General features: G+C 50.7%; 10 protein-coding genes and 1 pseudogene. 7 read left to right on the top strand and 4 right to left on the bottom strand.

Going from position 1 to position 10,875, the window contains the following annotated elements; translation table 11 throughout:
- The first annotated feature begins 36 nt into the window (after nt 1-36).
- The 4 genes and pseudogenes from HCG48_RS04310 to HCG48_RS04295 all read left to right on the top strand — a co-directional run bounded on the left by HCG48_RS04310 (nt 37) and on the right by HCG48_RS04295 (nt 2,792).
- Entirely contained in the window at nt 37-240 is a 204-nt protein-coding gene (locus tag HCG48_RS04310; RefSeq protein WP_210437172.1) for a hypothetical protein, read from the top strand.
- 425 nt (nt 241-665) lie between these two features.
- Nucleotides 666-983: pseudogene (locus HCG48_RS26665) on the top strand (zinc ribbon domain-containing protein); the annotation flags it as partial.
- Between the two features lie 27 nt (nt 984-1,010).
- Nucleotides 1,011-2,030 (top strand): flagellar basal body-associated FliL family protein, encoded by a 1,020-nt coding sequence (locus HCG48_RS04300; protein WP_168568056.1) that lies wholly within the window; start codon nt 1,011-1,013, stop codon nt 2,028-2,030.
- 255 nt (nt 2,031-2,285) lie between these two features.
- Nucleotides 2,286-2,792 (top strand): TerD family protein, encoded by a 507-nt coding sequence (locus tag HCG48_RS04295; RefSeq protein WP_168571734.1) that lies wholly within the window; start codon nt 2,286-2,288, stop codon nt 2,790-2,792.
- A gap of 117 nt (nt 2,793-2,909) precedes the next feature.
- On the opposite strand, the gene HCG48_RS04290 is transcribed toward HCG48_RS04295, so the two are convergent.
- Nucleotides 2,910-3,740: a hypothetical protein gene (locus HCG48_RS04290; RefSeq protein ID WP_168568055.1), complete on the bottom strand. Its 831-nt coding sequence runs from the start codon at nt 3,738-3,740 to the stop codon at nt 2,910-2,912.
- On the bottom strand, nt 3,734-5,017 hold the full coding sequence (locus HCG48_RS04285; protein WP_168568054.1) for an AAA family ATPase: 1,284 nt from the start codon (nt 5,015-5,017) through the stop codon (nt 3,734-3,736). Before HCG48_RS04285 ends, HCG48_RS04290 begins: the two co-directional genes overlap by 7 nt.
- Nucleotides 5,018-5,559: 542 nt before the next feature.
- Here HCG48_RS04285 and HCG48_RS04280 point away from each other — a divergent pair.
- The 3 genes from HCG48_RS04280 (at nt 5,560) to HCG48_RS04270 (ending at nt 9,243) form a co-directional block, all read left to right on the top strand.
- Entirely contained in the window at nt 5,560-6,636 is a 1,077-nt protein-coding gene (locus HCG48_RS04280; RefSeq protein WP_168568053.1) for a hypothetical protein, read from the top strand.
- 169 nt (nt 6,637-6,805) lie between these two features.
- Nucleotides 6,806-8,335, top strand: coding sequence for an alternate F1F0 ATPase, F1 subunit alpha (locus HCG48_RS04275; RefSeq protein WP_168568052.1), 1,530 nt, complete (start codon nt 6,806-6,808; stop codon nt 8,333-8,335).
- A gap of 23 nt (nt 8,336-8,358) precedes the next feature.
- Nucleotides 8,359-9,243 (top strand): F0F1 ATP synthase subunit gamma, encoded by an 885-nt coding sequence (locus tag HCG48_RS04270; RefSeq protein ID WP_168568051.1) that lies wholly within the window; start codon nt 8,359-8,361, stop codon nt 9,241-9,243.
- Between the two features lie 159 nt (nt 9,244-9,402).
- Here HCG48_RS04270 and pirA read toward each other — a convergent pair whose 3' ends face one another.
- Together pirA and HCG48_RS04260 are read right to left on the bottom strand one after the other, a co-directional pair.
- Complete coding sequence (pirA, locus tag HCG48_RS04265) at nt 9,403-9,813, bottom strand: arginine synthesis PII-interacting regulator PirA (RefSeq protein WP_168568050.1); 411 nt, start codon at nt 9,811-9,813, stop codon at nt 9,403-9,405.
- Nucleotides 9,814-10,231: 418 nt separating this feature from the next.
- Nucleotides 10,232-10,597, bottom strand: coding sequence for a hypothetical protein (locus HCG48_RS04260; RefSeq protein ID WP_168568049.1), 366 nt, complete (start codon nt 10,595-10,597; stop codon nt 10,232-10,234).
- Nucleotides 10,598-10,875: the final 278 nt, after the last annotated feature.

Raw genomic sequence — 10,875 nt, 5'->3', positions numbered from 1 at the left:
AAAGACTAAAAGTTTAGCGTTGCGTATTTTATGGTTATGAGTGTCTCAGCACACAGCCCCGATGCAACCCTGGAGAAGATTGTCGAGCGCATCTTCTCGACCCATCAGATTACCCGAGCCGACCAACAACGGTTTATGACGGCTCTGCTGTCGAAAGATTCCCTCACTTCTAAGGAGCAATCTCACATCGATCGCGTGTTCGACGGTTTGCGTCGAGGACTGTTACGAGTGGTGGATTGAATGCGGTTCCATGCTAACCGCGATCGCTCCCCACCGCCAGTCCTCACCCCCTCGACCTGCCTCAACTTCCCAGTCTGTCGGCTTTTTTCCACTTTCACTCGTGCCGTTACTGACGAGTGTCACCGCTCCTAGTTTTTCTTTTAATTTTTTTCAGAGATAATAACCGACGGAAGCCCATCGAGCTGCGATCGCCACTGCCCAAAGCCCGTCAGCTTCCCAAATCTTCCGAGTTCGTAATAACGAGCTTGAAGCTCCCCTGTGGGATCGACGGGTTACAAAGCAAGAAATTGGCATATTCCGTCATCCCATCTGACGATCGGGTGGCCTATGTAGACTTGAAGGTAAAAGGGCTGGTTCGTCATCGGCGTCTTGCCCAGTCGATGAGTGACGCAGGATGGTCAACATTCAGGTGATGGCTTCAATATTTTGGTGTAAAGTACGGGAAAATCACTTTTGCAGTGCTTCCCCACTACACCCGTCAAGAATGTTCGAGCTGTACTCAAGTTGTGAAACAGTCCCTCTCAACTCGTACTCATATCTGCAAATGTGGGTGTGAGTTGGACGGAGATCGCAACCCTGCCATCAGCATCTTGCAACGTGGACTCAGTACCGTGGGGTACACGGGAACTTTAACCCTTGGGGACATCAGCCCTCTAGGATCGTTGGATAAGTCCGGCGATCTTACGGCAGGTGGACGAACCAAGAATCCCCGCTCCTTTAGGGCGGTGAGTGTCAGTTCATAAAGTCTAATATATCCATCGGCCCCTCCCATGCCCTTATTTCAAGCACCGACAGAACTCAAAGAACGCGCCCGACAAGGCGAACCCGAGGCGATCTCCGCGATCGTCAACCAAGCCATTCAATCTGAAGGAATTACGGCGAAAGCGGCGATCAAGGATGGTTCTTTACTGCTGTTGTTAGAGGCGGCTCAAATCCCCGATCGCGAATCCTTGGTTCCCTTCATCCAACAGGGGTTGAGGGAATTGGCGATCGAGCCGTATTCGACCATGAAAGTGTACGGGCGCCAGCAGGGGCAACGGCATCCTGCTTGGCAACAGGAAATCGAAATCGAACCGCCGATGTCCGTACCCGTGGAAGAAGACGACGACGATATCCCCGACGATGAGTTTGACTTGTCCGACGAAGGCGACGACATGGCGGGGGCAGGTTTCGAGCTGGTTGGCGACGAGGATCTCGCCGAGGATATGGAAGACGAGGACTTAGGCGACGAGGACGAACATTACATCGAAGACGATTACAACCTCGACGACGAGTTAGAAGAAGACGGAGAAGTTGGTTTGGAGGATGAAGAACCCTCCGCTAAAACAGGCATGAATAAGAAATTGGCGATCGCCATTCCCGTCGTTGTTTTACTGCTCGCTGGCGTCGGAGTAGGCGGTTGGTGGTATTACCAGCAGCAATTCAATCCCCAACAAGCGACGCCGAGCACCCCCACCCCAGAGGGTGGGTCTCCCGCCGCCACCGAAACCCCCACTGGGGAGACGACCCCCGCACCGACGGCGACCGAAACCCCCACGCCGACGGCAACGGAAGCCCCCGCCGATCCGTTTGCGGAAGCCGTGCGCAAGGCGACCCAAGCGGCTCAATTGGCACAAACTGCCGAAACTCAAGCCCAGTGGAATGAAGTGGCGAATCTGTGGCAACAGGCCAGCGATTTGATGAACGCGGTTCCCGAGTCGAGTGCTAATTATTCCCAAGCTCAACCTCGGGTAGAAACTTATCGGCAAAATATGGAAGTCGCCAGACAACGGGCCGCGAATAGTCCTTAATTTTTGCCCCAGGTTGTTTCTAGAGAGGCAGCCTGGGTTTCTCACTTTTGTCTTTCGGGTCGCGGCCAGGGCGTATCCCCCGAGGGGAGCGATACGGGCGATCGGCAACTTTCGGAGAGAAATCTAAGAAATTATACAATCTCGGAATATTAATTTCATTAAAAGATATTGAAGAATTGTACCGACAGTCAAACGCCCATTTATCCTAATTCAAGTTAGTTCATCGGCGATCGGGTAGGCGTAAGCTGATGCCCGATCGTCAATTGTTGCTTTTTCCATAGCTTCAATACCAAAGACTTTGATTTAGATGCTTCTGTGATTTGTCTCGATCGCAACAACAAAATCACCAACTGCACCAATCTTGTATATTTTGGCAATCTTAGCCATCGTTTGGGTGCAATTCAGCATTTAGACGACAATCTCACCGGAGAAGGAGAGGGAGAGGACGAACAAATTCTGGTGGATTTACCCCGAATTCCTGTTGAGATTAACAAACTGGTGTTTACCGTTAATATCTACCAGTGTTTAAAGCGTCAACAAGATTTCGGACAAGTGAAGAATGCCTTCATTCGCTTAGTGGATATGTCCAACGGTAAAGAATTGGCGCGATATAATCTCTCGGGTTGTGAATACCAAGGAATGACAGATACGATTGTCGCTGAAATTTATCGACATAATAACGAGTGGAAAATGGCAGCGATCGGGAACGGCGTTAAGATGAACAGTTTAGGGGATTTAGTTCAATCCTACTACTTAGCCTAAGCTTACCGTTTCTCAATTCTATCCGGGTAGATTGGGTTGAATTTGCAAAATCCAACAATAACAAATATTGACTGCTTTTGTTGGGTTTCCTGTCGTCAACCCAATCTACGCAACGATTTACTCTAAATTCTGTAAACAGCGATACATCAACCTAAAAATCGGACAGTTTCCCTGAATTCGGTTCATCGAAATATTTTCCAATAACTCCGATGAATGTTGCCTTTTGTTGTATTCACAGAGTTCTCCATCATTCTCAATCGTTTGAGCTTGGATGGAGGCTTCTACAATTTTCTCGGAAATCTTAAACTGACAAACGCCAGTCTCTTCATTAAAACCACCGTAAATTTCGGGAGCTTCAAAATCAACTCTCGCTTCGTCTCTGAGCCAATTTCTCATCCGAAGCCATTGATGTTTTGGAAAATCTCGGTGTTTGCAGTTTCCCCAATCTGCAATTATCCAAGATTCGATTTCTGGCGATGCAAAGCCGATGATAATTTTCGGTTTAAATCCAGATTCAGAGAGGCGATTTTGGATATTTTCATCCAAGTTTTGCATGGCTTCATCGAGGCTTTCTCGAACTCGCCGAACATAGTAATTTCTGATTTCTTTAAACCCCGGTGAGTCAACGAGATTGCAAATTTCGCCGTTCCAGCGACGACAATCTAAATCGTCAATGATGAGAATTGCATCGCATAAAGTATTTTTGGCTAATCGCTCTTCGAGCGAATGTCTTTCAAGCAGAAAAGAAAGTTGCTCGGAAATAGATTTTAATAAGGCTTTCCCCGTGGTCGATCGCACCATAGGAACGTTACGATTTGGCTTCCCTATTGGCTTTACCAGTTGAGGAAGTTGTCGATCGAAATGATAATTCCGAAAGGTTTTTTGGAGGAGTTTCACCAAGCCACTGTATTCCGGCGGTCCGCCTCCCGCAAACAACCAAATTACCACGGCCACGCTCCAATACTGGGGTCGCCAACTCGATAGAGATCGCCGAGTTCCCATCCCTCTTGTAGGCGAGATTGAAACTGATTTTGTTCGATGCGATCCATCGACGCAAAACCGCGATTATTTAAGTTATGACAGATGACCGATTCAGAACGATCGGTAAAGCGATCGAGTAGGTCTGGACTATGAGTTGAAACGATAATCGTCGTCTGTCGCGACGCATATTCAATCCACCCCGCCAAAACTTTCATCCAGGCGACGTGAATCCCCATTTCCGGTTCGTCAATCACCAGTAAAGACGGCAATCTGTGAGATAATAGAATGATAGCCCAGCAGAGCATTCTAACTGAGCCGTCAGACATATCTCGTAAATACAAAACCTCATCGAGTCCTTCGACGACCCACTCAATTGTTAAATTCAAACGTCCCGCTCGGGTCGATCGAATGCGCCGCGTCATCGGTAAAAACTGCTTGACAGCATCGTTGAACTGGTCTTCAAAATCGAAGCTTTCATTACAGAGTTCGTCCAAAACGGCGGCTAAATTTTCTCCAGTTTCGGATAAATGCAAATTTAACGCTCCCGAGCCGATTTTAGGTTCGGATTCGCGAATCTCCTTTAAGTTCATATTGTTGGCATTATAAAACCGCCAACTTTCAATCCCGTTGAGTAAATGTCTGCGAACTGAGTAAATATTAGATCTAAGCAATAACTCTCGAATTTCTTCATTTTCTTGTTGAATCAGTTCGTTAATTACTAAAAGCCCGAGAGAATCAAGTGGCACATTAGAAATGCGCTGAAATTTTTGACTTCCATCTGGTTGAAGAATTGAAACTACACCAGTGTTTAATTGATGGTTGTGTAACTTATAGTAATAAAAGGGGTTGTTTTCATCCCCATTAATCGGAGAATAGAGAAGTTCTTCGTGAATTTCAGCAGAGTTAGTCAATTTGCTGATAAATAACTTTATTTCGAGATAAATTGGTTGATATCGGGTTTCCTCAATTCCCTCGAATTTGTACTTGAGGAGAACGGTTCCAGGTCGATCGAGGTTAAACGAGAGTACGTGAGAACCGCCGAGTTCTTCGCAAGCATAGCGAAAACCGCTAACGGAGCCGAAACTTTGAGATACTGATAATTGTAAAAATCTAAGCAGTGCGATTAAATTGCTCTTTCCCGAGCCATTCGGACCGACTAAAAGATTAAGTCGATCGAACTCTAAAGGGGTTTCGTAAAAGTTTAAATTTTTATAGTCTTTTGCCCATATTGACAGGAGCGACATAATGATGTATTGAGATTCAATTTGGAGGATCGATTTTATTTATATAGGGAATCTTAGCATAGATGCCGATGTAAGGTCGGTGCGTGACGAGGGGTTAGCTTTCCCGAGAGTTTTCCGGTTTTCAAGTCACTTACCCTACGGAATACTAGATTTTAACGATACTTATTCGAGAACCACTATAATTGTTATTTCAACTCAAGAAAATCATACACTTCTAGCGCATACGAACGTAGAAAATGTATCGGCTCGGGGAGAAATTGAGCCGTTGGTAGGTCGGGAGTGGAAGGTGGCGAACCAAGCGGGTGAAGAGGTTACCTATTCGGGACTTTGCTGGACTCCGGGGAGTGTGGTGGATCGATCGCCCGACTTCACAATCAACGAACGGGGCATTTGGCAGACTTTAAACTAAAATTTGACTTACACTGGCCGATCGCCGCCGATGTGTTCTCCGATTTGTTCTAAGGCGATCGCCCGAGTGGACGAGCTTCAAGGGTATCCTGAAAGTATTCTTCGCCGTCCTTGACCAGCATCGAGCGCGAGCAATGACCCAAACGACCCTCCTACAACTGGCCAAACAAGGTCAGCCGAAAGCGATCGCGGCTTTAATCAACAAGTCGTTGCAACCCAAAGGCATCACCGCCAAAATCTTTCTCAAAGGCGAGTGTCTGCAAGTGATCTTAGAAGCCGATCGCGTTCCCAACCAACAGATCCTCGCTCCTTTTGTCAGTCAAGGACTCCAAAACTTGGATCCGCCCTCGATCCAGCTCGTCAAAATTTACGGGATTCAAACGGGCAAAAAGTCCCCCGCTTGGGTTGAAAAAGTGCAACTGAATGGGGCAAATCCGGGCGATCGCCCCCTTTCTTTTCCGACCACGGTGCAACAACCCCCCCAACTGCCAGCACCCGCCCCTCCACCGCCACCTGTCACCCCCGTGCGTTCCGCTCCACCTCCACGAGCCACTCCCCCACGTCCGGTCACTCCCCCAGCACCACCGACCCCACCGACGCCACGACCCCCCGTGACGCCAGTCCCCGCCCCGGCGGCGATCGAGTTCGAGCAGATGAGCGCCGAAGATTGGGAAGATTGGCTGCACGATCGCCTGCGCCTCCCCACGAAAGGCAAATGGAGCATCGCCTACTATTACGCCCTGCCGAAATTAGCCGATCTGCTCGTCGAATTCGTCCCCTCCTACGGGGAAGTCTCCGACGGGGTGGCCGTTCGCTATCACGGCGAATTGGCGTACTTATTACTGACCCCAAAATATTTAGCCTGTTACTGGTGTCCCGATTTTTCCAGTTATGTCGAACCCGGGTTTATCATCCGATTGGATAAGATCGCCAAAATTGTCGCCAGTAAACGAGGATTGGTAGTTCATCAGAAACGATCCTCGGCCAAAGTCTATTTTACGCACCCGAAACTCGGCCATGAATTTCTCGGCGATCGCCTTTCCAAATGGGTCGCCGTCGATCGCAAACCTTGGATTGGCGGGGATATTTACGAATTAGCTTATTCCCTCTACGGGATCTTTGCCTTAGTCGTGACGATCGCCTTCAATGTAGCCGGATTGTTACTGCTGCTTCAATATTTGTTGCAAAGCTTTATGGCAATTCCACTTTAGCAAAAATCTAAAATCTATCAAATCTCCAATCCTCAGTTAGACTGGAGTCAACGTAGTTTTTAAACAGAGCGAGCGATCGCCGCCGACGCTGTACCTCGGGGGAATGAGTCAACTTAACCCGCCCCCACAATAGCGAAAATGGCGATTGTCGTTCTCCGGTGAGGTTCTCATGAGTGAAGACGCGAACCCTCCCCCGCTCAAATCCTCGATCGATCGCACGTTTGAAGCGATCGATCGCGCCCTCGCCGACGCCGACACCGATTTAGCCTTGCAAGAAGTCGGGATCGTGCGATCGGTCGGCCACGGAATCGCGCGGATCGACGGTTTACCGACGGTGAAATCCGACGAATTAATCCGATTTCCCGATAACCTTTTAGGGATGGCCTTCGATCTCGACCGCCACCAAGTCGGGGCGATCCTGCTCGGTGCGGGGGAATCGCTCAAAGCGGGCGATCGCGTGCGCCGGACCCGGCGAGTGTTAGACGTTCCCGTGGGTAACGGCCTAATCGGTCGGGTGATGACGCCGACCGGGGAACCCCTGGACAATCGCGGGCCGATCCAGTTTGCCCGTCGTTCTCCGGTGGAACGGGAAGCCCGCCCGATTATGGACCGTGCCCCGGTCACGGTTCCTTTGCAAACGGGCTTGAAAGCGATCGATGCCCTGATTCCGATCGGTCGCGGTCAGCGAGAACTGATTTTAGGCGATCGCCAGACCGGAAAAACGACGATCGCCCTCGATACGATCGTCAACCAACGAGAAACGGGAGTGATTTGTATTTATTGTGCGATCGGTCAGCGCAATTGGGCGGTGGCACAATTTATCGAGGAGTTGAGATCGCGCGATCGCCTGCAAGATTGTCTGGTCGTGGTCGCGGCGGCGGAAGATCCTCCGGGATTGCAATATATCGCTCCCTATGCGGCGACGGCGATCGGGGAATATTTTATGGAACAAGGCCGCGATGTCCTCGTAGTTTACGACGACTTGACCCGCCACGCCCGGGCCTATCGCGAACTGTCGTTGTTGCTGCGTCGTCCGCCGGGACGGGAAGCCTTTCCCGGGGATATTTTCTACATTCACTCCCGCTTGTTAGAGCGATCGACCCACTTACGCCAGGAATTGGGCGGCGGTTCCCTCACGGCGTTGCCGATCGTGGAAACCCAAGGTCAAAATCTCTCGGCGTATATTCCCACCAACCTAATTTCAATCACCGACGGTCAGATCTACCTCTCGCCGGACTTATTCCAAAAAGGCATATTACCGGCGGTCGATGTCGGGCGATCGGTCTCCCGGGTCGGCGGGAAAACTCAACTGAGCGCCTATCGTTCCGTGGCGGGAGATTTGCGCTTGTCCTATTCTCAATTTCAGGAATTGGAGGTGTTCTCCCGCTTCGGCACCCGATTAGATGAAAGTACCCGCCAAACCTTGGAACGGGGCCGCCGGGTGCGCGAAGTTCTCAAGCAACCGCCCTATCTACCGTTACCCGTCGAGGAACAAATCGCGGTTTTGTTAGCGGTGACTAACGGTTTATTCGACGAGTTGCCGTTAACGGAGATCCGACAGGCGGAAACGGCGATTCGCGATCGCCTCCGGCAAGCCGTGCCCCAAGTGTGCGATCGCATTCGCGCTAACGAGGTTTTGAGTGAGGGCGATCGCCATACCTTGTTGGACGAAGCCCGTCGCGCTTTGCAAACCCTGTAAATTTCGATCGCGGAGTGGCGCCGATGACAAATATCGAGGATTTAAAACGGCAAATCGACACCAGTCGCGATTTGCTCTCGGTGGTCAAAACCATGAAAGCCCTGGCTGCGGTGAGTATTCGGCAGTACGAGAAAGCCGTCGAATCCCTCGCCGAGTACAACCGCACCGTGGAAATGGGGTTGCAGGTGGTCTTGAGAACCCAGGTGCAACCGCGATCGCTCCGTCCCGGTGCTGGCGAGTCTTTTGCGGCGGTGGTGTTCGGTTCCGATTGGGGAATGTGCGGTCAATTTAACGAACAAATTGCCAGTGTGGCGATCGCCGCGATCGAGCGGCAGTCGGAGCGATCGCGCGATCGCCGGATTTTGGTGGTGGGACTGCGCGCGGCGGGGGCTTTGGAAGCGGCGGGACTCCAGGTAGACCGACAGTTTGCGGTTCCCAGTTCCGCCAGTGCGATCGCCACTTTAGTGCGCGAAATTTTGCTGGCGATCGATCCGTGGCAGGAACGGCAGGCGATCGATCGTTTGGTGTTGTTTTACAACCAATCTCGCGGGAGTTCGGCCTATCGCCCTTACCAACAGCAAATTTTACCCCTCGATCGCCCCTGGTTAGACCGGCTCAAATCCAGCCAATGGCCGACGCGGATGCTTCCCCAGTTTACCCTCGCCCCCGATCGCCTGTTTTCGGCTTTAATTCGCGAATATTGCTTTGTTTCGCTGTTTCGCGCTTGTGCGCAATCCCTCGCCAGTGAAAATGCGAGTCGGTTGGCGTCGATGCAAATTGCCGAAAAAAATATCGGCGATCGCCTCGAAGACCTCAACGTGCAGTATCAGTACGAACGCCAAAACTCGATTACTAGCGAACTGCTCGATATTGTCTCCGGATTTGAAGCTTTAAGAGAGCTATCCTGACGGCGGCGCCCCAGCGATCGCGCACCAACAAAAACCCCCCTTGTTAAGGGGGGTTGGGGGGATCTTTCCTTCGTGAGACCAAAGGTCTCATCGACCTACAGAGAAGGGCGAACTCGTGGCCCGCCCTTCTCTCGTAACCCATACGAATCGATCGCGAGGTTATCCAATCGAGCAAGTCAATTGCTGAGATTCTTTTTCAAGCATTTGCACCAGATGCCGATCGCCCCGTGCTTTCGCTGCTTCCAAGCGCCGTTCCAAACTGCGGCAGATGCTCTCGCGATGGGCTTTGGCGACTTCAGCCAACATTTCCTCGTGGGGGTTGTCCATTGAAACCGCGATCGCCGCCGCCGGAACTGAGGCAGTGACTGGGGTGCGGCTGCCGAGGGTTTGTCCCGTCTGGTAAGGGACGCCGCGATATTTGAGCGTGGCAACGGGTTGGGGGACGGGAACGTGTCTCGGATAGCGCACGGTCCAAGCATTGCCGCGATATTTCCCGCCGAATTCGCTTTCCATCATGTCGATCGTGGGGGGTTCGTAGTCGTAACCGATGCCGCGATAAGTCAGTTTCATATCAGGTGTCCCGTTCATATTACAGATATAGTAAAGAGAGTTTGCGAGGCCAAGACAGCTTCACTTCTTTTTTCTGTATTCTATTTTACTGTTTATTTCGGATGTCAACAATCTTTAAAAAAATTTATATTAAGCGGCGCAACTGGCGATTTTACGTGGGCTGAGTTTTTCAGAAAAACGGGAGGAGTTGGGAGAGGCGATCGCCTCATTTACCATTCGATCTTGCTCGTACTCTCATTTAAACGCAGATACGGCGATAAGCTCGGCGATCGCGCCGTTGACAATCGTTCGCGTTCGTGATAAGTGACGGGTTAAATTTTGTTACCAATCGATCGCCAAACTGAGAGGAAAAGTCAGGAAATCGACAAAAAATTGACCGTTCGAGGGTTGCAGAGGCGTCGCCGGAGGGGCGATCGCCTCATTTCCCCAGTAGTTTTTTACCTAAATCCTGCAATTGTCGGCGTTTGCTGGGTTTTTTCTGTCCTTTTTCTCGCGCTTGCTTTTTGGCGATCCTCTCTTGGGTGACCGCCGCCAAAGTGCGCCGTTTCGGTTGGTCCGGTAACTCGAAATTCGGCGGTTCGGGGTCGTACCACCAGCGCAGAATCGACCCGCCACAACTCGCCGCGATCGCCCCCAAAGCGATACTCAAAATCGCCGAATAGCCCAGGAAGTAGAAGCCAAACATAAAGAAGATCCACAGCTTCCACCCCAGGGCGATCGCCGCCGTCGTCGGATCGACTTTTTTCTTGTCTTTTTCTTTGTCTTTTTCTTTGTCCTGCGCCATCCCCTCGCCCCCGTTTTGAGAAAGTCTCCCCTCGATTGTAATTCCTCACATATCCCGGAGGGGCGATCGACATTTCTTCAGAGTTGTTTCATTTTCGTCCTGGTGGCGCGCGGCGATCGCGCTTTACTGGGCGATCGTCTGTGAGTCTTGAAATTCCTCAATGGGTTACCTCGAAAGGCTCTTACAAACTTGTAGAGCTACATCAATTTTTAAAAGCCGAAACAGCTTACACAAAAAAAGGGTGGAATTGACTCCACCCTTTTCTATTTCCCCTCTAA

The sequence above is a fragment of the Oxynema aestuarii AP17 genome, from assembly GCF_012295525.1.
Classification (GTDB): domain Bacteria; phylum Cyanobacteriota; class Cyanobacteriia; order Cyanobacteriales; family Laspinemataceae; genus Oxynema; species Oxynema aestuarii.
The sequence above is the reverse complement of the archived record's forward strand: the minus strand, read 5'-3'. Positions and strand labels throughout refer to the sequence as shown.